This window comes from Sphingobacterium sp. Lzh-3 (assembly GCF_046764375.1).
GTDB lineage: Bacteria > Bacteroidota > Bacteroidia > Sphingobacteriales > Sphingobacteriaceae > Sphingobacterium.
The window spans coordinates 4,182,653-4,205,028 of the sequence record NZ_CP177226.1; the positions used below are offsets into that span (position 1 = coordinate 4,182,653).

The 22,376-nt window shown below is 41.0% G+C and carries 19 protein-coding genes; 8 read left to right on the forward strand and 11 right to left on the reverse strand.

The features are described 5' to 3' along the window. Positions 1–31: 31 nt before the first annotated feature. A complete protein-coding gene (locus tag ACLCDV_RS17835; RefSeq protein ID WP_411971803.1) occupies positions 32–1,714 on the reverse strand; it encodes an FAD-binding dehydrogenase in 1,683 nt (560 codons plus the stop codon). Positions 1,715–2,045: 331 nt separating this feature from the next. Here ACLCDV_RS17835 and ACLCDV_RS17840 point away from each other — a divergent pair, with 331 nt between their 5' ends. Together ACLCDV_RS17840 and ACLCDV_RS17845 are read left to right on the forward strand one after the other, a co-directional pair. Further along, complete coding sequence (locus ACLCDV_RS17840) at positions 2,046–3,029, forward strand: aldo/keto reductase (RefSeq protein ID WP_317665278.1); 984 nt, start codon at positions 2,046–2,048, stop codon at positions 3,027–3,029. A gap of 9 nt (positions 3,030–3,038) precedes the next feature. Beyond that, complete coding sequence (locus ACLCDV_RS17845) at positions 3,039–3,212, forward strand: hypothetical protein (protein ID WP_411971804.1); 174 nt, start codon at positions 3,039–3,041, stop codon at positions 3,210–3,212. Positions 3,213–3,234: 22 nt separating this feature from the next. Here the strand turns inward: ACLCDV_RS17845 and ACLCDV_RS17850 are convergent, their stop codons facing one another. From ACLCDV_RS17850 to mgrA, 3 genes are all read right to left on the reverse strand, one after another. Then, positions 3,235–4,221: a Gfo/Idh/MocA family protein gene (locus ACLCDV_RS17850; protein ID WP_411971805.1), complete on the reverse strand. Its 987-nt coding sequence runs from the start codon at positions 4,219–4,221 to the stop codon at positions 3,235–3,237. Positions 4,222–4,313: 92 nt separating this feature from the next. Beyond that, on the reverse strand, positions 4,314–4,796 hold the full coding sequence (locus ACLCDV_RS17855) for a YdeI/OmpD-associated family protein (protein ID WP_411971806.1): 483 nt from the start codon (positions 4,794–4,796) through the stop codon (positions 4,314–4,316). A 19-nt stretch (positions 4,797–4,815) separates the two neighbouring features. Then, on the reverse strand, positions 4,816–5,802 hold the full coding sequence (gene mgrA, locus ACLCDV_RS17860) for an L-glyceraldehyde 3-phosphate reductase (RefSeq protein WP_336834334.1): 987 nt from the start codon (positions 5,800–5,802) through the stop codon (positions 4,816–4,818). 345 nt (positions 5,803–6,147) lie between these two features. Between mgrA and ACLCDV_RS17865 the strand changes: the two genes are divergently transcribed. From ACLCDV_RS17865 to ACLCDV_RS17875, 3 genes are all read left to right on the forward strand, one after another. Next, positions 6,148–7,188 carry a sensor histidine kinase gene (locus tag ACLCDV_RS17865; protein ID WP_317665270.1) on the forward strand — a complete coding sequence of 347 codons (1,041 nt, stop codon included), beginning with the start codon at positions 6,148–6,150 and terminating at the stop codon, positions 7,186–7,188. Beyond that, positions 7,178–7,867: a LytR/AlgR family response regulator transcription factor gene (locus ACLCDV_RS17870; RefSeq protein WP_411971807.1), complete on the forward strand. Its 690-nt coding sequence runs from the start codon at positions 7,178–7,180 to the stop codon at positions 7,865–7,867. The genes ACLCDV_RS17865 and ACLCDV_RS17870 overlap by 11 nt, the downstream gene beginning before the upstream one ends. Positions 7,868–8,021: 154 nt before the next feature. Then, complete coding sequence (locus ACLCDV_RS17875; RefSeq protein ID WP_411971808.1) at positions 8,022–10,553, forward strand: TonB-dependent receptor domain-containing protein; 2,532 nt, start codon at positions 8,022–8,024, stop codon at positions 10,551–10,553. Positions 10,554–10,630: 77 nt separating this feature from the next. Here ACLCDV_RS17875 and ACLCDV_RS17880 read toward each other — a convergent pair whose 3' ends face one another. From ACLCDV_RS17880 to ACLCDV_RS17890, 3 genes are all read right to left on the reverse strand, one after another. Then, entirely contained in the window at positions 10,631–11,341 is a 711-nt protein-coding gene (locus ACLCDV_RS17880; protein WP_411971809.1) for an HAD family hydrolase, read from the reverse strand. A gap of 99 nt (positions 11,342–11,440) precedes the next feature. After that, positions 11,441–11,890: a hypothetical protein gene (locus ACLCDV_RS17885; RefSeq protein ID WP_411971810.1), complete on the reverse strand. Its 450-nt coding sequence runs from the start codon at positions 11,888–11,890 to the stop codon at positions 11,441–11,443. Between the two features lie 55 nt (positions 11,891–11,945). Next, the gene (locus tag ACLCDV_RS17890) at positions 11,946–12,509 is read right to left on the reverse strand and encodes a Crp/Fnr family transcriptional regulator (RefSeq protein WP_333574651.1); all 564 of its coding nucleotides are present in this window, start codon (positions 12,507–12,509) and stop codon (positions 11,946–11,948) included. A gap of 144 nt (positions 12,510–12,653) precedes the next feature. Between ACLCDV_RS17890 and ACLCDV_RS17895 the strand changes: the two genes are divergently transcribed. Both ACLCDV_RS17895 and ACLCDV_RS17900 read left to right on the forward strand, forming a co-directional pair. After that, entirely contained in the window at positions 12,654–13,910 is a 1,257-nt protein-coding gene (locus ACLCDV_RS17895) for a hypothetical protein (RefSeq protein ID WP_411971811.1), read from the forward strand. 161 nt (positions 13,911–14,071) lie between these two features. Continuing rightward, positions 14,072–14,827 (forward strand): helix-turn-helix domain-containing protein, encoded by a 756-nt coding sequence (locus ACLCDV_RS17900; protein ID WP_411971812.1) that lies wholly within the window; start codon positions 14,072–14,074, stop codon positions 14,825–14,827. A gap of 58 nt (positions 14,828–14,885) precedes the next feature. Here the strand turns inward: ACLCDV_RS17900 and ACLCDV_RS17905 are convergent, their stop codons facing one another. After that, positions 14,886–16,472: a glycoside hydrolase family 16 protein gene (locus ACLCDV_RS17905; RefSeq protein WP_411971813.1), complete on the reverse strand. Its 1,587-nt coding sequence runs from the start codon at positions 16,470–16,472 to the stop codon at positions 14,886–14,888. Between the two features lie 263 nt (positions 16,473–16,735). On the opposite strand from ACLCDV_RS17905, the gene ACLCDV_RS17910 reads away from it, so the two are divergent. Further along, positions 16,736–17,107, forward strand: a complete 372-nt coding sequence (locus ACLCDV_RS17910; protein ID WP_411971814.1) for a nuclear transport factor 2 family protein — start codon at positions 16,736–16,738, stop codon at positions 17,105–17,107. A 43-nt stretch (positions 17,108–17,150) separates the two neighbouring features. Here ACLCDV_RS17910 and ACLCDV_RS17915 read toward each other — a convergent pair whose 3' ends face one another. The 3 genes from ACLCDV_RS17915 to ACLCDV_RS17925 all read right to left on the reverse strand — a co-directional run bounded on the left by ACLCDV_RS17915 (position 17,151) and on the right by ACLCDV_RS17925 (position 22,362). Further along, entirely contained in the window at positions 17,151–19,142 is a 1,992-nt protein-coding gene (locus ACLCDV_RS17915; RefSeq protein WP_411971815.1) for a hypothetical protein, read from the reverse strand. 6 nt (positions 19,143–19,148) lie between these two features. Then, on the reverse strand, positions 19,149–20,672 hold the full coding sequence (locus ACLCDV_RS17920) for a hypothetical protein (protein WP_411971816.1): 1,524 nt from the start codon (positions 20,670–20,672) through the stop codon (positions 19,149–19,151). Between the two features lie 61 nt (positions 20,673–20,733). Beyond that, positions 20,734–22,362 carry a RagB/SusD family nutrient uptake outer membrane protein gene (locus ACLCDV_RS17925; RefSeq protein ID WP_317665248.1) on the reverse strand — a complete coding sequence of 543 codons (1,629 nt, stop codon included), beginning with the start codon at positions 22,360–22,362 and terminating at the stop codon, positions 20,734–20,736. Positions 22,363–22,376: the final 14 nt, after the last annotated feature.

Here is a 22,376-nt window from a genome sequence, read left to right on the forward strand (position 1 = left end):
TTCAGAAAAGAATTAAGTTTCATCACATTTCTTAGGCAGATGGTGCCTTTTGCAAACTCGCAATGTGTTTTCCGGCTTTCATGCCGGAGAAAATACATCCTCCCAAAAACGTGCCTTCCAGTGCCCGATAGCCGTGCATCCCGCCACCACCAAATCCAGCCACCTCACCCACGGCATACAAACCCGCTATCACCTCATCATCCTTTGTTAGCACTTGCGCCTGGAGATTCGTTTTAAGACCACCCAAGGTTTTACGCGTCAATATATGGAGACGTACCGCAATGAGTGGTCCATTTTCCTGCGCCAGGATTTTATGAAGGGCTGCCACTCGGCCTAATTTATCACCACGGTAATTCCGTGTATTCCGGATATAATTCACTTGCGTGTCCTTTGAGAACTTATTATCTACTTCCCGGTCACGCGCTTCAATTTGCGATTTAATTGCTTCATAGTCCAATAGATCCTCCCCGGTCAAACGATTCATACGATCGACCAAATCTTTTAGATTGTCCGAAACAATAAAATCAGCTCCTTTTTCCTTAAAAGCCTCAACGGGCCCGGGAGCATTTTTCCCGAAAATGCGTTTCAAGAATAACCTATAATCCTTGTTGGTAATATCTGGATTCTGTTCTGAACCCGAAAGGGCAAACTCTTTTTTGATAATCTTCTGTGTCAGGATAAACCAGGAATAAGAAAAGCCTGTCTCTTGCAGGTGTTTGAGTGTACCTAAGGTATCAAATCCAGGCAAATAAGGCGCGGGAAGTCTGTTACCGCGGGCATCAAACCACAGTGAAGAGGGCCCAGGCAAGATACGGATGCCGTGGTTAGGCCATATTGGATTCCAATTTTCAATCCCTTCCGTATAATGCCACATGCGATCGCGGTTGATCATATGAGCCCCAACCTCTTCCGCAATTCCGATCATTTTTCCATCGACATAGGCGGGTACACCTGAAATCATCTGTGCCGGCGCTTTCCCTAATCGTTCAGGCCAATTTTCGCGTACCAATTGATGATTTGCGCCGATCCCTCCAGAAGCAATTACGACCTGATCTGCATAATATGCAAACGCTTTAAGAATAGTTCTGTTGGTTGCAACACCCCTAGCTTTGTTATCATGTTCCAAAACATCGCCCGCAATTCCAATGACCGTGCCATCCTGCGTTAGTAACGCAGTAACGCGATGGCGAAAGCGAAACTGCAGAAGACCTTTTTCCTGCGCAGCATAGGCCTTATCCACAAAAGGTTTCACAACTCCGGTTCCGGTCCCCCAACTGACATGAAATCTAGGCACAGAATTACCATGCCCCGAGGCAGAACCATCACCGCGCTCCGCCCAACCGACCATAAACATCAACTTTATACCAAGCTTAGCGATGTAGGCAGACTTTTCTTCTGTTGCAAATTTCAAGTAGGCCTCAGCCCATTGTCGTGGCCAATAATCCTCCTCACGGTCAAATCCAGCAGTCCCCATCCAATCCTGTCGGGCTAGTTCATAAGAATCCTTGATACCCATGCGACGTTGTTGCGGCGAATTGATAAGAAAAAGCCCCCCGAAGGACCAATAGGCCTGTCCCCCTAGATTTTCTTCCGTTTCCTGATCCACAAGAAGCACTTTCTTACCAGCATCGGTAATTTCCATTGCTGTCGTAAGTCCTGCCAAGCCAGCTCCAATAATAATCACGTCAGGTTTAAATTGTTCTACTTTTTGCATTGTTATTCTTTTACCGAACAGCTACCCCAATAAAAATGTGATTGCTCACAAGACCAACTGCCTTATATAAATTTACTAGTTTGAGCAGGATTGCACAAGAAAAACTTAACAGCAATACCGTCGTTCTTTCCTTAAAAAACACCTATTAACATATTATAAAAATAATAGAATAACCTAATTTAAATTATTTTAATAATAAAAATAAGGGTTATAACTTTGTGCTATCAATCATTCAAATAATAATAAGCGCCATTTCGAAAAGATTTATTTGGTAAAAAAGGTGCATTAGCGTAATAAATAGTTTTAACAGGAAACATAAAAAATTAAAAATATGGAATACAGAAAATTAGGAAAAACAGATTTAGAATTATCAGCAATTACTTATGGGGCTTTCGCTATTGGCGGCAACATGTGGGGCGGAAATGAAAAGAAAGATTCTATTGATGCTGTAAAAGCATCGATAGACAATGGTGTCACTACGTTGGATACAGCCCCTTTTTATGGATTTGGTTTAAGTGAAGAAATGATCGGTGCGGCAATACAGGGATACGATCGGACCAAAATACAGCTCTTAACTAAATTTGGTTTGGTATGGGACGGTAGTAACCAAGGGAAAGGTGAATTTTTCTTTGATGCAGAAGAAGCTGGTAAAACTATTCCAGTTTATAAATACTCGTCAAAAACCAGTGTAATTCATGAAGTGGAGAATAGCCTAAAACGCTTACGTACGGACTACATCGATCTACTTCAGATTCACTGGCCAGATAGCACGACCCCGATTTCGGAAACGATGGAAGCCTTGGATCTTCTTTTACAACAAGGTAAAATCCGTGCCGCCGGCGTCAGCAATTATAGTGTCGATCAAGTTTCAGAAGCACGGAAGAACCTCAACATTGCGAGTAATCAAGTTGGTTACAGTATGCTAAACCGAGGTATCGAACAAGACCTTGTTCCTTATGCAAAGCAAAATGATCTAGGTATCATTGTATATAGCCCTATGGAACGCGGTTTATTAACCGGTAAGTATTTTAACACAGGTAAATTAAAAGAAAACGACCACCGCAATGGTTATTTCCAACAATTTGATCTGGCCAAGGTAAAGACCTTCTTGGATACCATCAGTCCAATTGCCACTAACAAAGGTGTAACACTTTCTCAATTGGTATTACGCTGGACCAGTCTACAGCCGGCGATCACTGTGGTTTTGGCAGGTGCCCGAAATGCAGAGCAGGCCATAGCAAATGCTCAAGCCATCGATATCATGCTTACCGCCGAAGAACTATCATTCATCAATCTTGCTTTAGCGAAAATTTAACATTCAGCGATGAACAAATTTAATCAGTTGACAGTACTCCTTATAAGTGTACTGTCACTCGCAGCATTGCAAGGTAATGCGCAAAATAAAACACTGCTGGTAGCCCCAACAGATCGTACATGGTATCATACCGGTCTTCCAAATAGGCTTTCCATTATACCGGCCTCATTGCTAAAGAACTAAAGTTGCTAGCAACGGTAAAATATTATGGCCTTATTGTCGAAAAGTTATCGATAATCTTCATCAGAACCAAGGCTTCCTCAATCGGAGATGGATTGGGCCCGATGCCGCTAAAATAATCTACTGTACGCGAAATCATCGGCAATTGAATATTTTCAGGATGATCAAATATAAATTCCTTCTCTCCATCTCTTGTTTTGACAACAACTGAATTTCCAAAAATAGAAAAAGTAATATGCCCAAGGCTTCCTACAATTTCAACCTTATCTACCTGGTTTTCTTTGGCAACATTAAAACACCAACTTCCATTGAAGACAAGCTGATTTTCAAACAAAATCGTTCCTGTGGTCAGATCAGCTACAGCACTTTCTTTATCCTGAATCAAGCTAAAACCATCGTATGAAACCGGCATTCCAAAAAAATAGAGCATCAAATCCAATTGATGTGGGGCTAAATCAAAGAAATAACCGCCTCCCGAAACAGCAGGATCAGTACGCCAATCTCCGCCACCTTTGGTCACTAGGTCAGGCATTCTACTCTGCCATAAACGCAATTGCACCGTCCTTAACTCACCAATTTCACCATTTCCAACAAGCTCCTTAACCTTCAGAAACAAAGGCAATTGCCGCCTATAATGGGCAACTACCAACTTCCCGTCTCTTTCTTTTACTTCCTGCAACAATATTTCTGCTTCTATCGCATTTAACGTAACGGGCTTTTCAACATAAACAGATTTCCCCCTACGCAAGGCAGATAGTGCATACGCGAGATGAGATGAGGGTGGCGTTGCTACATAAATCGCATTGAGATCGATATTATCGAGCAAATCGTCAGCGTCTGAATACCACAAGGGTACTTGATGTCGACTAGCATAATCAGCAGCTTTCGCCGCATCTCTTCGCATTACAGCCATGAGCTTACTATTATTTATGCGATTAAACGCTGGTCCACTTTTTTTTTCTGTAACATCACCACAGCCGATGATACCCCATACAATTTTAGGATTATCCATAAGTATATTTAAATTATTGCTAAAATTCTGACCAATAATCCCCATATCTGGCGAGAATTACAGTACACACATCGAAGTACTGGTCTGATTTCTTAGGACTTTTCACGCCCCACAAATCGGTTTTTACCCAAAAGAAAACCAATTGCTTTTTCAATATTTTTTCTTCTACTATCCGCAGTTTTTAAGGAAGAAATATAACGGATGATTTCCTTTTGCTTTGATGGAGACAATCCGTCAAATACCTGCAGAGCTTCCTTATTTAGTGCAAATGCTGCTTCGAGTTCGGGGTGAGGCAAAATAGTGCGGTCTTCCGGATCAAAAGCAATTGTTATGGCTAAGGTCTCACCGATTCGTTTCGGCGAATCCGACAATATAACCGTGTTAATGTACAGCCTCCACTCACCCTTATACCGCAACAATGTCTGAACATAATCCTTTTCATTCACTTTTCCTTTCACAGGAATATATCCTTTGTTTATTCCCGCATCCTTAAATAGGTTATCCAGAATATCCGTAGGAACAAAAACAAAAGGATTGATACCGATAATTTCCAATTGTGCTTCAAAGGCAAACATGATACGATCAATTAGGTGATTAATTCTGCTTCAGAATAGTATCTATAAGCGTCAATTCATCCGTCGTAAAATCCAACCTATCCAGGGCCTTGAGCGAATCAACGAGCTGTTCACTATTTCTCGCCCCTACTAAAACCGAGCTCACGCGTTCATCTTTTAACAACCATGCAATTGCCATTTGCGCCAATGTTTGCCCTCTTTGTACCGCAAGATTATTCAACCGGTCGATCTTCTCCATCAATTCAGCAGTGATCATTTCACTTTTCAAAAAATGTTCTTTCGAAGCACGTGAATCCGCCGGAATGCCGCCGAGATATTTGTTGGTCAACAGTCCCTGTGCCAAAGGAGAGAAAGCGATCGCTCCGATTCCTTCTGCCTGCAGCACATCCAAAAGTCCCGCCTCAGGTGTCCGCACCAGCATTGAATATTTAGGCTGATGAATAAGGCATGGTGTCCCCATTGCACGCAATATCGCAGCAGCTTTCTGAGCAAGATCAGGAGGATAATTGGACAAGCCTACATAGCAGGCCTTTCCTTGATGAACAATATCTCGCAATGCTGCCATCGTCTCCTCCAACGGTGTATTCGGATCCGGTCGATGATGGTAAAATATATCCACATAATCGAGACTCATCCGTTTTAAGCTCTGATGTAGACTGGCCATCAAATATTTACGGCTTCCCCAATCACCATACGGCCCCGGCCACATGGTATACCCCGCTTTCGTGGAAATTAAAAGTTCATCGCGATAGCCCGCAAAATCGGTGCGCAGTATCTGTCCAAAGTTCTCTTCTGCACTTCCCGGAGGAGGACCATAATTATTGGCAAGATCAAAATGGGTGATCCCACGATCGAAGGCGGTCAGCAAAGTTTTCCGGAATACTGCTTGGATATCGGTTTCACCAAAATTTTGCCAAAGCCCCAATGAGATGGCTGGCAAGAGAATACCACTCTTCCCACAGCGTCTGTAGGGCATATGCTGATATCGGTTTGGATTGAATGTCACGTTACAAAGTTTATACCTGCAAAATACAAAACTATTTCCAACAGTCCAGCGTATTTTCCGCTTTCGTCTTCTTTCGCAAACCTCTTTTTAAAATTATACATTTAACCGCAGATCATGTTTCTAACGCCGTACCGATTAACAACAGGTCACGTTTTAACACTACATCGATTAATAACAGATCATGTTTTTAACACCACATCGATTAACAACAGATCATGATAACCTTAGGAAAACAGGCTTCGATGCATAATTGTTTTTGCATAGAAACGTATTTATATTGCATATAAAAAGCAATTTATCTAAGTTTGGTCTTATCCAAAAGCAAAGGGATTAATTAGACATAACATGATTGGCAGATTCTTCAGAAAATTCTATTTACATATTGTCATCTGGACCATATTACTGCTGTTACCCTTTATAACGTATCTCTATCAGCCGGATAAGATCGCTGATTTCAAAGCTTATTCAGCATTATCGCATTTGCTAAATATTATATTTCTGGCTACTCATTTTTACTTGCATTGCTACGTTGTAGCCCCCACCTATTTTTTTGGCCGCAGAAAGATCTTTGTGCTATTAATGGCACTTGGGTTTGCCACCTACGTAGCGCTGAACTACTGCATAGTCTACTTTAATCCAGCTGGAGAGCTTGCTCATCTGACGAAGGAAAATATTCTTTTTGTACGGTTGGTCATCGGCCCAGGCATTATTTACTCCCTTTGTATGATCACCTCTTCAATGATCTTCCTCTACGATGAGCAAGCGCGACAAAAGGAACTCAACAAACAGATTGCGCTTGAAAAAACAACGGCAGAACTAACGATGTTAAAGCTACAGATCAGCCCACATTTCCTATTCAATACACTTAATAATATCCGTTGGCTCATTCGTAAACAATCACCGGATTCCGAAGACACGATTGTTAAGTTATCCGAAATGCTACGCTATATACTTTACGAAGTAGACGGCCCCAAAGTCGAACTTTATAAAGAGATTGACCATATGCGCAATTTTATCGCCTTACAGACCCTTCGTCTTCCTATCCAAGGAAATGTAACACTTGATATCGAAGACAAGGTCAAAAACAGAATGATCCCCCCATTACTCTTCATACATTTTGTTGAGAATGCATTCAAATATGGCGTAGATAGCAAAACTGCACCACAGATACAGTTTCAATTTCAGGAAACTCCGGGTGGCATTATCTTTATATCCCGCAATAGAATCTTACAACATACAGAACCGCGTCCAAACGAAGGTATAGGACTGACCAATGTACGCAGACGATTACAATTATTGTATCCCAATCGACATGAACTCAGGATCAGAAAAACCGATGCTGGAGATTTCGAAGTCACCCTCAAACTGATGACCGATGAAGATTAAATGTATACTCATAGATGATGAACCCTTCGCGCTCAATATTTTAGAAGACGACTTGTTGAATTTTAAGCAAATCGAAGTCGTCCATAAATTTAATGCGACCGCCGAAGCGGAAGAATATTTAAAAAATCACGCTATCGATCTGATTTTTCTGGATATTGAAATGCCCGATCAGTTGGGTACGCAGTTTATTCGCGAACTAGCTCCCCGCCCCTTGGTTATCTTCACCACGGCCTATCATCAATATGCTGTTGAAGGTTTCGAGCTAAATGCCATTGATTATCTGCTTAAGCCGATTTCAAAAGAACGACTCGCAGCGGCTGTCCGAAAGGTAGAAGAAGGTATGCTGCTCCGTGCAAAACAGCTCCCCGAACAGGATCATATTATCGTTAATGTAGAATATAAAAAGACGAAAATTTTTCTCCATGAAATCAGCTACATCGAAGGTTTGAAAGACTATGTAAAAATATACCTGGTGGAGCGTGAATCGCCCCTTCTTACGCGCAGCAACCTCCGTGGAATGGAAAAAATATTACCTACAACAGACTTCCTACGCATACATAATTCTTTTATTGTCAATAAAAATCGTATTGAGCAGGTCGCTCAAAGCAAACTCACCCTACCTGAAACCGCCCTTCCTATCGGTAAAAAATATATTAAAAATATCGAACAGTTTATCTAATGCTACCGCCACAAATTGAATCGATGCAATTATCCGTTCGTCTACACATTGGCCGCTTCGGTCTACAGATGATTGCATAGCTAAAAAATCCTTTTCAAATTTGTGTACTATCGAACAGCCTAATCCGCGTAGCCGGTAGAATAGCAAAGAAAAAATGAAAAGATTTATAGCAATAGCACTAATGGCAACTGCGGTTGCTTCCGTACACGCTCAAGCCCCTGCAGGTGGTCGTCCTGCTTTCGCCATGTCCGAAGGTCAGCTCTCGGGCCAAATTGTGGACAGCAACGGGAAACCTATCTCACAAGCTTCCGTGAATTTATTGAAGGTTATCAAGGATCAAGCTACAGGGAAAGAAAGGGAAATTCTCGTAAAAAGTACCAGCTCTTCAGAAAATGGAAAGTTCAATTTCGCAGCCATTTCACCAAAAGAAAAATGGAAACTAAAAATTAGTTCTGTAGGCTATGCGCCGATAGATCTTGCTGTAGACTATAGCGATAGCAAAACAACAAACAAAGATCTAGGTGCGATCAAATTGGACGATGACAACCGTAAACTCGATGAAGTTACCGTGACTGGCCGCAAGGCACTACTCGAAATGGACATCGACAAAAAAGTCTTTAACGTAGAGAAAAATATCGTTGCAGCTGGCGGTACAGCGATCGATGTGCTCCGCAATATGCCTTCTGTACAAGTAGATATCGACGGAAACGTAAAACTGAGAAACGCAGCCCCTACAATTTTTGTCGATGGAAAACCTACCACACTCACCCCCGACCAGATCCCGGCCGATGTGATCGATAAAATCGAAATTATCACAAATCCATCTGCCAAATACGACGCTTCCGGAAGTATGGCCGGTATCCTCAACATTATTCTGAAGAAAAATAAGAAAGCTGGCTACAATGGTATGGTCACCTTGGGTGGGGACCGCTTTGGTGGAACCAACTTTATGGGTAGTTTAAATCTGCGTCAAAATAAATTCAATATCTCACTAACGGGAATGAATATGCGCATGCGCACCAACACCGAGGGCGACAGCCATCGTACCAGTACAATTAATGGCGTAGAATCAACAGTAGATCAAGATATCGAAGGCAAAACAAAAGGTATGATTACCTTTGGTCGGCTCGGCGTAGATTACGACTTAAGTCCCAAAACAACACTATCTGTAGCCGGCGTGTTGGTTCAGGGTAAATTTAAGCCGAATGAGAACTCGTCAATCTTAACCAACTCTGGCAACAACAGATCACTCAGCGATCGGATTTCCGAGTCAGAAAGAAGCTTTAAACCACGCGGATTGCAAGCCGGTCTCGTCCAAAAATTCAAAACTGAAGGCGAGGAACTGTCTGTCGATTTCAATTATTTTGGCGGCAGCAATACATCCAATGGTTTATATACCACCAATTACCGCAATGCAAGCAGCGAAATCAGCGGAACTCAGATTCAAAAAAACATCGGTTCCGGTGATAATAAGTTCATGACTGTGCAGGCAGATTATGTCAAACCATTCAAAAATGGCATGAAACTCGAAACTGGTGTGCGTGCACAGATCAATAAACTCAAAAATCTCAACAATAATTCCTTAAAAGCAGTAGGTGAAGATGATTTTGAGAATATCACCGCAGCTTCAGCCAACTATAACAACAAAAACAGCGTCTATGCAGCCTATGCCTCACTTGGAGGAAACCTCAAAGACTGGGTATCCTATAAAGTTGGACTACGCGCAGAAAGCTCAACGTACGACGGTGAACTTTTGAATACAAACGAAAAGTTCCACAACAAGTATCCCCTGAGCTTATTTCCTTCGTTGTTCTTGAGCAAAAAGCTAACCGAAAAAGACCAAATACAAATGAGCGTAACCCGTCGTGTCAACCGGCCGAACTTCTTTCAGCTCATCCCATTTGTTGACTACACGGATAGCTTAAATATTACACGTGGTAACCCTGACCTTGTACCCGAATTCACGACATCCGGCGAACTTTCCTACAGCCGTACACATGGAAAAGGCACATTTTTGGCAACGGTATACTATAAACGCACAAACAATCTAATTACACGTTACCTGACACAGGAACTCAATCCGGTAACGAACAAAATGGATTTCATTAATACCTATATCAATGCAAATTCCAGCAAGAATTATGGGGCAGAATTTACTTATACCAATAATCTCAAAAAATGGTGGGATCTGACTGCAGACCTTAACTTCTATAATTCCAAAATTGAGGTGGATGAGAAAACGCCTTCGGAAGGTATGTGGACAGTATTTGGAAAATTGAACAATACATTCAACCTACAGAAAAACTGGAATCTACAGCTAGCGTTTGAATATCAAGGCAAAACAAATATGCCAGTGACACAGGGTCAAACATTCGGTCCACCAATGAACCAGGCGCAAAGCTCTTCACAAGGCTATATCAAACCATTCTATGGTATCGACTTTGCCATCAAGAAAAGCTTCTTGAAAAATCAGGCTGCCTCTGCAACATTGGCCATCAACGATATTTTCAGAACACGTGGCAATACCATTGTTTCATCGGGTGAAGGATTCTCTCAAACCTATTATCGACTGTCGAATCCACAGTTGATCAAATTGAATCTTTCCTACCGTTTTGGAAAAATGGATATGAATATGTTTAAGAAAAACAAAAACCAGAATTCAATGGAAGGCATACAAATGCAATAACATGTGGATCATATCACAATCAAAAGGGGGTATTTCTTGTAGGAAATACCCCCTTTTTTATTAAACAGCGCGAAAGACTAGACGACTGTATTGGATATATTCTTCTTTTCAAGTATTTCAACAATTTCCAGTAGATCATCAATCACATAATCGGGATTTGCCGATCTGAGTTGAGCCGCATCATGTGCACCTGTTGTTATGCCAATACTCAAAGCGCAACCCGCTTGTTGCCCCTCCTGTATATCAATAATAGAATCACCAATTTTAACGACGAAACCAGGATCCGTAATTTCAAATTTTTGCATGGCCAGATGAATCATATCTGGATAAGGTCTGTTTCGAGGCACATCAGAAGCAGTAATTAATGCATCTATTTCTTTGCCAACTTTCCAATTAAGCTTCTCCAAAAGTGACTCGGCTGTCTTACGATCATAGCCCGTATTGAGCGCACGCAAGATACCCCGCTCTTTCAAGATCGCAAAAAGTTCTTCCGCATTCGAATTAGGGTAAATTTCCTCGACTTCATAAGCGTGTTCCAGGTCTTTCAAAAACAAAGCAAACATCCGTTGAGCCAATTCATCGTCATCAACATCCAAACTATTTTTGAGCACAGTCTTAATCGCCTGTAGCTTCTCCTTACCTGCAGCATGGGCCAATACCTCTGTTAATGTCAGTTCGTATCCCCCTACCGTATTTATTGCATTTCTAAGCGTCTTATAAACAATATTATTTTCGTTCACTGTCGTACCCGCCATATCAAATACGACCATCTTGATGGCTTCTTTCATTCTATTCAATCTAAAAGTTTAGCAAAAATAAAAAAATGTTAAATAAAACTAAACAACACTATGTTAATTTATTGCTATGCTTTGGTTAAGAAAACTACTTTAACGTACCACAAAATAATAGGTCCAGGCAATCAACAAGATCTGAAACGGAATACGAAACCACAAATAGTTGGGACCGGCACCATCAAAAGTAGCCGTCTCGTAATTGATACGTCTTAAGTTTGCCCGAATATTTGTAGGTAATACCAGTAGAAAGAAGACAATTAAAAGGATTCCCGTTATGCGACTCACCTGCGGAACAAATAGTCCAATTGCAGCCATGAATTCCATTAAACCGGTTCCATAGATCATTTCTTTTTTAAATGGAACAAAATCGGGCAGCATCAACATCATTCCTTTGGTATAAAGTAGGTGTCCCAATGCAGTGAACAACAGCATCACCGCCAATCCAATTTTACCCGCTAAAAGAATATCCATCTCCCCCTTCAACAGCAATAAGATGAGATTGGAAATAATACAAACGACAATTAAAACAAAAAATGGTTTCATCTTTTTTATAACAAAAATAGGTGCCCTTCCTTTTGTTATCAATGAACATTTGTTACTAAATTTCTTTCCTGATCCGGCTTAACGATTGCGGTCTAATACCAATATAAGAAGCCAGATATTTTAAGGGAATGTTGCGAATCAATTCGGGTTGCTCACGCATCAAATTGATATACCTGGTTTTTGCCGAATCTTCCAGCAGCGTCAGTTCCCGTTTCATTTTTTTTAGAAAAATGTCCTCAACCGCTTTCCGACCAATTAGGTTACCAACCGTTGTTGTTTGATATACCGCATGGAGATCCTCGTACGATATCCGCCATAAAACACAATCTGTTATTGCCTCGAGATGATACGATGAGGGTTGTTGCGTCAAAAAGGAATCGTAGCCACTCACAAAAGAATTCTCGAAAGCAAATCCAAAAGTAAAATCATAGTCCAGTTTTGGGATATTGAAACGTACAATTCCTTTTTCAATAAAAGATAAATACTGTTCAGTTTTTCCGATTTCCAAAATCAGTGATTTTTTTGGAAACTCCATTTTAACAAGCTTAGCGGAAAATACTTCCCAGTCTGTATCATTCATGACAACGAGCGATTCAAAATATTCTTTGATCTTGTCCATGATTCTTATTTTTTAAGAGCAAGATAAAAACTTCTGTTCAAATACATCGTAATGATTATTTACTATTTAATCGATTATTTATTTCAATAAACATACGGCCTATTTTACCAAAAAATATTAACTTAAATACTGTAAACTTTAATTATGCATATTATTACTGAAAACAATCCGGAAACATGGTCCGTATCTAAAAGATTGGCCTTTCGATTTTCATTTATTTTTGTTTTGTCGTTTATTTTCATTTTCAATAACGGCGCTTATCCGTTTTATGGATATATCAGCATCCCCCTTACCCATTTTATGCAAAAGTTGACTCCCTGGTTTGCAGAAAATATATTGGGCTACTCCTATGACCACAGCATCTTCATCAACGGAAGTGGTGATACCTCCTATGCCTGGGTATCTCTATTGATCCTATTCCTGCTGGCAGTAGTCGGGGCAGCTTTATGGTCCATCTTGGATCGAAGAAGAGCCAGCTACACAATCCTTTTCTATTGGTTAACCACAGCAATACGCTATTATGTTGCTTTTATGCTTATTAACTATGGACTGTACAAAGTCTTCTATATGCAAATGCAACCACCAAGACTGACACAGCTCCTGCAGCCATTAGGTGAATATTCACCCATGGGGCTAGCCTGGACTTATATCGGTTATTCTCAAGGCTACAATCTACTCATTGGTCTCGTGGAAGTACTTTCAGGCTTATTGCTCTTCAGAAAGACCATGATTGTTGGTGCGCTTATTACCATTGCGACCAGTATCAATATTATGGCCGTCAACTATTTTTATGACGTCCCCGTTAAAATGGTCTCCACAGCACTCCTGCTACTTTCCATATTTCTACTGCTTCCCTACCTAAAAGCATTGTTCACAATTTTTATTTCAGGAAAACCTGTACAGTTACTCCCTATCCAACAACCCCTATTCAACAATAGCTGGAAAAGAAAAAGTTTGTTTATCGCCAAATTGGCCGTGCTACTTCTCTTTATGGTGCAACAGGGCATGGGCATATTAAGCACAAAAAAAATGATAGCTGAGTACCTAACGAAGTCACCACTATATGGAATCTACCGAATTGAACAAGCGGGAACAGAACGCAAATCAATCCCCGAAGATTGGCGACTTATTGTTTTCGAAATTGATAACAACAAGGTCTTAATACGCAACACAGACTATACCCCTCAAAGGGAGAGCGTTGTTATCGATGCAGCCGGGAAGAAAATTACCCTTAACAATTATCAATTTGATTATCAGATCAACCCTGACGGAAATATTCTTCTGACAAAAACCTTTGATGACCATACAGCGCATATTAAACTTATTAAACAGGACATGCAAGCCTTCGAATTAATACAGCGCAAGTTTCATTGGGTACAGGAATATCCCTATAACCGCTAAATAATAATCGTAAAAACTTAATAAAACAACTCGTGCACTTAACAGCTCCCCAGACCAGAATAACCCTATTTAATGCTGCAAACATAACAACATGCGACGACGAGGTAGAGCATCTCGGTTTTTTATATCGAATGCGAAATATCAGGGTACACACCTGCCATATGCTCAAAAGCAAAGAGGTGGTGACTATTATCTTGATACATTCGAAAGGAGGTACGCGTCAGATTGATCAGGAGCAACATAATATGATGGGTTATCAAATTCATCTAATGTTCCCCGGTCAGTCAAGTTCTTTCTATTTTTTCAAAGAAACCGCTGTTTATCATTTTAGAATTCCCTGGCAAAATTTTGAAAAATTATGTCATACGCTTTCAATCAACATAAAACTCCTTAAAGATTATCCGATACTTCGGGTCACGCCATATAAATTTGAAACGCTCCGCTATGAATTCGATAAGATCCGTAATGAACTCTATCGCTATCAGCCAACATTATCACTCATTTTATCACGTTTGACAACTAGCTTAATAGAGATTAACCACTCCTTAGTCAAACACATCGACAATTTGGCACCATACGCTTATCCAGCCATCCTGAATAGCTTTCTTGAATTAATAGAACTTCATTATAAACAAGAACACCATGTCGCTTATTACGCAAATTTACTGAATATAACTGTAAAAAATCTTTGGATGCAAACACAGCAATACATGGGGGTTCCCCCCCTCAAACTGATTCATAATCGTTTGTTGAAGGAAGCTCTGTACCTGCTGAGTTTGGGGGCCAATCCAATCAAGACTACTATGATTGAATTGGGTTTTGAGGACCCCGCTACATTCTCTCATTTCTTCAAAAAACAGACAAACATGTCACCTTCAGCATATCAAAAGAAACATTTAGCACATAAAAAAACATAAAAATGGCTCCTACGTAATATACATGGAGCCAGAATTTAGTAAGAAAACCACATTATAGCTAACTTTTTTTCAACGTGATATTATCCAAAAAGGCTTTTTCCTTTCCTATATTGGTAAATCCAATCCGGACAATTTTTTTATTCGGATTGATCTCCTTGCCAGTAACAAAATCAAGCTCCTGCTTTCCACCTTTTTTTCCTAAATCAGGTATTAACGTCTTTAAATTCGACAACTTTCCTGTTACGACAGCGACATCATCAACTTCCACCTGGACCTTGTCTCCTTTACTCCAATAGACAAGTTTGAAGTCTTGTTGGGGATCCAAATAAACATATTGCTCTATTTTTTGACCCGGCGCAAGTACCACCGCTTTACTCCCCTTTTCGCCGCGCCCTTCTTCGATGACCGCTGCTCCTTCCCAAGGTGCAAGGCCAGATTTACCCTCAAAATCTGGATTAGGCAATTCATTACCATCTTTTAAAGGCCAGTTATATGCCCGAATATAATCGACCTCCATATTGACTCCACCTTCAGATCCATAGGCTCCAAGAAATACGTTCAAAAAGTGGTTGGGTGAATAAATCTGATTTTTATTCGTATACGCTTTGATCAGCTCGCCATTGATATAATGTTTAATACTTGTAGGTGTCCACAATACCCCATGTGTTACCCATTGTCCGACGTGTTCATATCCCTCCGCAATATGTGTAGCAAGGTTACGTTGAAATACCCCTTTTTGATCAACATGTCCATGTATCACAAACTGAGCCGTAATATATTCGAAAACGTCGATTTCAAAAAGCTGCCCCTTGGGGCGAATGCCTTTAATTCCGTCAACTTCGGATCCTTCTTGAAGATAATAACGAATATCTGGTCCGGGTGAATCAAACCAAAAAGCTGTATTTGTTCCCTTGGGATTCCCCTGTCGGTTACGTCTTACCTTAACTTCAAAGTACCCACCTTTGCTATTATCCAGTAAATTTTCATTGGACTTCCAATCGTAGGTTTGGATGGATGAAATCTTCTGGTTGCCACCTTCTGTAAAGATTCGCTTCGGAATCGTATCATTGACATACAGATTGATCGCTGATCCATTTAAAGTATAAGCAGGTTGTGGCAAACGATCATGCAACATTTCATCCTTGGATTTTGCATTCAGATAATTCAAGGATGAAAAATAGTTGGTCGTCCATTTATTCCGATTAAGTAATTGATCGTTAAATTCATCCTGCCAATAGACTTCCATACCAACAGGAACGGCTTTTGAACTTGGATTATTTCGCTCTTCATCGCGTTCAGTATTATCCAGCTGCCATTTCTTGCTCGTATACACTTTTCCATTTGCCAAGGATTTTCCTGTAGCCGATTCTATCCAGATATAATAGGTCGTTTCAGGCTCTACCTGTTGAATATAATAACGTTTGACACCTTCTGCCAATATCGCATTGGCTGTCTGCGGTTTCTTATTCGTTTTTGCCCAAAAGACTTTCGCTCCAGACACGCCCGGTTGATTATCCTTCATGTCTACACGGATCCAACTCCGTGTACCCAATAGCTGTAATGGTACATTTGACCTTGTCGTTTGAGCCGATAGCCCTAGCGCTGACATTACCTGAATACCTGCAAGAAATAGATATTTTTTCACAATTTTCTTATTTTATAAACGAACAAACTATAGTCAATCTGCTTACGAACAGACTATAACCTTACGATAATAACGAGAATTATCAGCATTGACAACTCTGATCAAAACGCAACCGTTTGTTCAATTTAGCGATTCCAACAAATCGCGGGTCAATAGCGGTTTATCCATCCTTCCCGCCGATAAAACAGTTAAATTATGTATATTGCCTTAAACGGTTTGGTTTGACAATTCCGTCAGATACATCGTTTAATTTTTAATACAGTATGGATACAGTAGATAATTTTAGTCAGCCTGCAGATCTTGCACAGCATTGGGTTGATGCCTGGAATCAACACGATCTAGATGCAATTATGCGACACTATAGTGAAGACATTCACTTTCGCTCCCCAATTATTCAGAAAATGGGTGTGAATACGGCTGGAAATATAAACAACAAAGAGGAATTAAAAGCTTATTTTAAAAGCGCACTGGAAAAATATCCAGAACTCCATTTTGAGCTTTACCACATACTTACGGGCGTAAACTCCATGGTACTTTTCTATAAAAGCGTCAACGACTCGCTTTCCGCGGAATATATGGAATTAGATGTACGTGGAAAAATATGCAAAGTTTCAGCGCACTATAAGGGACTATAGTGAAAAATCTCCACAGGACGACGACTTGTGGAGATTTTTTCGGTTAATTTAAGGTGATACTGATTGCCTGCTGACTCAAAATTGGTTTTTGAATGAGTTGACCATCTTGCTGTTTCACGATAAGAAACTCTTGTTTGCCTTTCCGGGATACCTCAATATCAAATACCCGGTCAAAGGCCTTTATACGTCTAAGCCGCATATACTTCCATTCCTTTGGCAAACTGGGACTTATACTGAACTTTCGAAAACCAGTGGGTACAATATGAAATAATCCTTCTGTTATGACCCGGCAATATAAGGCACTTTCGGCACTTAAATGCCTTTGTCCACCTTCAGGCCAGGCCTCAACCGGATAGGGTACATGATCGCCCAAAAGACGCATTGAAGAGTAATACTTAAAATAAGGCAGCGCCCTTTCGGTTGCTCCCGTCATAAAAAACCCCTTAAAAGCATATAAGGTTGCCCGATCCCAAAATACCTTATCTCCAGATTGGGTGAGGATACCGTTGTTTGTCCAGAGATATTTTGATAATAAGGCATCAATTGTTCCCGCACTCCGCTCGGTGATCCCCATGGTCATAGGCAAACATATCCAAGCCCTTAAGATGGTATTGCTATCGTAATAACGGTAGGTGGAGTAGCCTTGCACGTCGGCACCAAAATAACGCACAATCGAATGACGGAGTTCTTCAGCCCGTCGTCTGTATTGCTGTGAAAGATCCTCCTTTCCCAATTCATGAGCGAGGTCTGCCGCACTTTGAAAGGCTCCATAGGCGATACTGTTTGTCGACAGATTAATTTTACCTGCCGGTGCTCTCCCCTCCAGTTCGTCACTATCCGATCGATAAACTCCTTCACTTGTCTTTTGTCGTTCCAGGTACTCAAAACACCAGTGGATCAATGGCCATAATTCGACAGCAATATCTTTCTTTCCCAATGCTAACGCATACCGGGATGCTCCATAGGCAATCATAGCCATGTCCCCTCTATCCTTAGCACCATTCCAATAACTATCGCCCTCCGCCACTATTGAGCTCGGAATTGGTTTATAATCCGAATTCATAAAACGGGTAAAATGGCGAAAAGAGTTTATGGCGCTTTCATTGCCGTTGCGATTGCCCAAGAAAGGAAAGAAAGGATTGGCATATTCAGCCTGATCATTTGCCCAAATAGCAGCATAGTAGCTTAAGCCCCCTGGACCGTGCATCAATCCGCCCTTCGTATCATAAATACTTTCAGTTGCACGAATCTTAGCAAAAGCAAATGCTGTATTGATCGTATCATTAGGGGTTTCCAGAATTAGATCGTCGGCTAAACTTTTTACAAAACCCTCCCTTTTCTGTAATTCATAAGAAGGAGAATACTGATAAACAGGTGTTGAAATTTTCTTCCCTTCATACACAATATCAAACAGATAGCTCTGCTTTGGCTCAAGATTTGGCACCAGACTATCGCTTACCAAGGCCTGTACAACATATTGTCCATAAACACTTTTCGCAGGATCGGACAGAAATTTCGAATACTTGTTAATCAGATCGATCCGCAGGGGTTTATTCCCCGTATTCACCAACTTAACGCGTTCAATCAAAACAGGTTTATCGACAGACGGGAATAACGTCCGCTGTACTTCCAGTGCTGAATTCGTCATCGAATAAACAGCTAGTTTTCCGTCAAGTACAAAACGTTGCGGATACTCATCGACCGCTACGCCATCTACTTTTATCAATAAAGACTTAGTATCCTGAAAAGGTACGGTTAAACTTGCATGTGTATTGTTTGGAACTGTCCGCAACAAGGGAAATACGATCTTTTTGTCCAATAACAGACGACCTTCGCGAACACCGTAGTAAACGACCGCAGCGGATTGTAACCCGGCCATTTCGATATGATCTTCGTGATTCTCACCCTGCTTAACCTTCCATTCAATCCTATTCCCATTTAATAGCGCCCATTTTTTTGAATTTTGAGCTACCGTCAGATTCCACTGCAACAGGCTCATGGCAATGAGCCCCAAATAATATAATTTAATTTTCATGACGATCTATAATTGAGTTGTTACGGTATATTGCCTATCGTGGCCAATCTTCACCTCGATATAGCTGTAAGTAAAACCATTTTTCTGACCAATATGACTTTTTTTCTTGATACCATTAACGTAAAGATAAGGGTGACTTCCCGGAAAACCAGCCTGCCAGTACTGCATCGCCTCTCCTCCTGAGTACGACAAAGTCGTTCCCGATATCCCCTGTTGCTTCACTGTATACATTGCTCGACCAATCTTCACATTCGACACTTTAACCCGCTCAATATCCTGAGGAAGGTGGGAACAAGTTTCTAAAGAATTACCTTTTACCCCAGGTTTAATCCCCATCATATCTTGCACAACGTTGCTTATCAGCACAAAAGAAACTTCGGGGTAATCACCATTGGTACCCGTCAATGTAGCCATGGCATGCGCCGTATTAATTTTTGATATAATATATTTCAGCCATTTCCAACCTCGTTCGTTCTGCCCATATTTGAAAAACAATTCAGGAACATAGGTGATTGCTTCGATATTTTCGGGCAGTCCTTCTTTTGAGCCAAGCTGTGCATCGATATAATCCAAATAATTCAGATGCCGATTTGATCGCTGGTCCGTAATTTCTTTTAAGGGGAGAAACCAAGAATTTTCTTTCCCCCAACCGGACACGGGCAGATTATTTTTATCGTAGCCTCGATTATACAGTTCTTTATTGTTTTTTACCCCCCATTCTGTATTAAAATAGTTCCACAATGTTTGGGCTTTTTTAGTATAGTTTCCAGCCTGGCTTTTCTTGCCACTCCATGCTGAAAGTTTAGCGAAGGCCAAATAAGCCTGGTACTGACTTCCAATACCGTCACCGGCCTCAATCAAAGTTTGGTCACGATGTTCATTGTAGGTAGCCGTACCTTTGAAAATATTGCCCGAACCTTCGCTCTCGGCCACGCCGTTTGGCTTTTTAGCATCATGCAATGCCACAAAATCACTTACCGCTTTTGTATTGAATAGCAACAAAGCTGGATCATTAAGATACCGTTGATCTTTGGTCCAGTCATAGAGCTGCGCATTCTTTTCAACCAACTCAAACACTGCGGGTATCTCACGGACAAAGTCATCGTCATTTCTGTAGTCTAGTGTATAAGGGCTCCCATCAAAATTGATCGCCCACAAAGGAAACCACTTTCGTTCCTTCGTAGCACTTGCCGCGAAAGCCCGAAGCATCGTAAAATTCTCTTCTTCCAAACCCAACAGATGCGCTCCCACCGCTTGGTGACAGAAATCACGCGAATAGAAGGCCGTTCGTAGAGGATATCCCGCCCAATAAGCCGGTTGATACGAAGCGATGTCTGCGGATTGATTTTTCTTATAAACATTGACTGGTCCCCGCGTTCCGGTAACAACAAAAGATCGTGCTTTCTGCTTAGCCCAGTCGAAGACCTCCTGGAGTTCCTTTTGGTCCGTATCGATTGAAATATCTTGCTTCTGCGCAAACACACTGACAGAAAGCATAGTCTGTACTGCAAATAATAAAAAGGTTTTCATAAGGAGTAGCCATTTAATAAACCAAGGATCTGCACAGCGCAGACCCTTGGAGGTTGGTTGATTAGTCGTAACTTGGATTCTGTTTCAACAATGCATTTCGTTGAATCTCACTGCGTGGAATAGGAAGTAAGTAATGCTGCGGAAAGAACTTCCGTTCTTGAAGCACCTCAATTTTATAACTTTTCTTTTTCGTTTGGTCGTCCCGTACAATGGTGATTTTTCGCGCCGGTTTGTTTTCGGTCTGTTCAGCAATTTTCCAACGTCTTACATCAAAAAAACGATGGTCTTCAAAGGCAAGTTCTATGCGTCGTTCCTGCTGTATCTTTCCCAAAAGCGCGGCACCTGTGCTCGTAATTGCAGGAAGTACGCCTACCTTCCCACCACGTGCACGCTCTCTAATCTTATTGATGTACGTGCGAGCTACCTCTTCATTCCCCAATTGATACTGAGTTTCCGCATAATTTAGATATATCTCACCCAGACGCATATAAATCCACGGTTGTGCACTTTTATCATTCCAAGGATTACGCAAACTTTCATCCATAAACTTACGGATCGTATAATGGGTCTTCGATGCATTCCAATCATCAATTCCGAATTCGCTATCCTTACCGCTATTAGCCCGGTTTCCTGTTGAGGATATATAAAACTCAATCTCTCTACCCCTAAACTGCTGACCATCACAAACAATAGAAGCATAGAATCTAGGCTCACGATTCTCCCAAGGTTTGCCATCCGCATAGGCTTGTGCAGAAGGCATAGAACCATCTTCCATCTCATAGGCATCGACCATGTCCTGAAGCACACAGGTTCTTGACCAACCTGTGAAACCATTCGGAGAATCGGTCCAGTCAAAAGAATGTCCAAATTCAGTATTGAACTGCTTCATGAAGATGATCTCTTTACTCTTATTGCTCGTAAAAAGCTGTTTGTAATTTGCATCAAGCTGGTATTGATTGAGGTCCAGTACAGCCTTAGCCGCATCAGCAGCTTTTTGCCATTTCGCCTTATCATTGGATGGATTCCAATATGGACTTGCAGCATACAATGTTACCCGTGACTTCAGTGCCAATGCTGCGCCTTTAGTTGCCCTACCAAAATCCTTTCCTTCGTAACTGAGAGGGAGCAACCCAGCAGCTTTATCCAATTCTTTCACAATAAAGTCTATACATTCATCGTAGGAATTACGCGGCACCATCATATCGCTGTTCAGATCGAAAGTTTTTGTGATCAACGGAACACCACCAAAACGTGAGACAAGATCCGCATAAAAGAATGCGCGAAGAAAGATCATCTCGCCATTCAACCGATCCACCTGCCCTTTGTCGGCTTTCAACTTATCAATATTATCAAAGAAGATATTGCAGTTCTTAATCGCTTCATAATAAGCATTCCATGTGGAATAGTCCCCGAACTGGTCTGCCGTCACTTCTCCCCTGTTGTATAAATAAGGATTTCCCGAATTGAAATTATGATAAGCCTCGTCCGAAATATACCTTAAACCAAGATTTCCAAAACCGTCCCGTATTTCTGTATAACGTTTATTTACATACGTTTCGGTCAATTTCAGATCCGAGAATATAGCATCTCCAGTAAAGGAATCCAACGGTTTAACATCCAAATAATTTGAACAGGATGTCAAACAGCTTGCAAAAAAGATCGTTATATATAATTTTATCTTTGTATTCATCTGTCAATAAATTT

Bases quoted from the DNA above. Each gene is read 5' to 3' on its own strand.
- ACLCDV_RS17845 (WP_411971804.1), top strand. From the start codon at position 3,039: ATGAACAAATTTAATCAGTTGACAGTACTCCTTATAAGTGTACTGTCA.
- ACLCDV_RS17875 (WP_411971808.1), top strand. From the start codon at position 8,022: ATGAAAAGATTTATAGCAATAGCACTAATGGCAACTGCGGTTGCTTCC.
- ACLCDV_RS17850 (WP_411971805.1), bottom strand. From the start codon at position 4,221: ATGGATAATCCTAAAATTGTATGGGGTATCATCGGCTGTGGTGATGTT.
- ACLCDV_RS17915 (WP_411971815.1), bottom strand. From the start codon at position 19,142: ATGAAAATTAAATTATATTATTTGGGGCTCATTGCCATGAGCCTGTTG.
- ACLCDV_RS17895 (WP_411971811.1), top strand. From the start codon at position 12,654: ATGCATATTATTACTGAAAACAATCCGGAAACATGGTCCGTATCTAAA.
- ACLCDV_RS17855 (WP_411971806.1), bottom strand. From the start codon at position 4,796: ATGTTTGCCTTTGAAGCACAATTGGAAATTATCGGTATCAATCCTTTT.
- ACLCDV_RS17925 (WP_317665248.1), bottom strand. From the start codon at position 22,362: ATGAATACAAAGATAAAATTATATATAACGATCTTTTTTGCAAGCTGT.
- ACLCDV_RS17910 (WP_411971814.1), top strand. From the start codon at position 16,736: ATGGATACAGTAGATAATTTTAGTCAGCCTGCAGATCTTGCACAGCAT.
- ACLCDV_RS17890 (WP_333574651.1), bottom strand. From the start codon at position 12,509: ATGGACAAGATCAAAGAATATTTTGAATCGCTCGTTGTCATGAATGAT.
- ACLCDV_RS17865 (WP_317665270.1), top strand. From the start codon at position 6,148: ATGATTGGCAGATTCTTCAGAAAATTCTATTTACATATTGTCATCTGG.
- ACLCDV_RS17835 (WP_411971803.1), bottom strand. From the start codon at position 1,714: ATGCAAAAAGTAGAACAATTTAAACCTGACGTGATTATTATTGGAGCT.
- ACLCDV_RS17880 (WP_411971809.1), bottom strand. From the start codon at position 11,341: ATGAAAGAAGCCATCAAGATGGTCGTATTTGATATGGCGGGTACGACA.
- ACLCDV_RS17885 (WP_411971810.1), bottom strand. From the start codon at position 11,890: ATGAAACCATTTTTTGTTTTAATTGTCGTTTGTATTATTTCCAATCTC.
- ACLCDV_RS17900 (WP_411971812.1), top strand. From the start codon at position 14,072: ATGCTCAAAAGCAAAGAGGTGGTGACTATTATCTTGATACATTCGAAA.
- ACLCDV_RS17840 (WP_317665278.1), top strand. From the start codon at position 2,046: ATGGAATACAGAAAATTAGGAAAAACAGATTTAGAATTATCAGCAATT.
- ACLCDV_RS17870 (WP_411971807.1), top strand. From the start codon at position 7,178: ATGAAGATTAAATGTATACTCATAGATGATGAACCCTTCGCGCTCAAT.
- ACLCDV_RS17920 (WP_411971816.1), bottom strand. From the start codon at position 20,672: ATGAAAACCTTTTTATTATTTGCAGTACAGACTATGCTTTCTGTCAGT.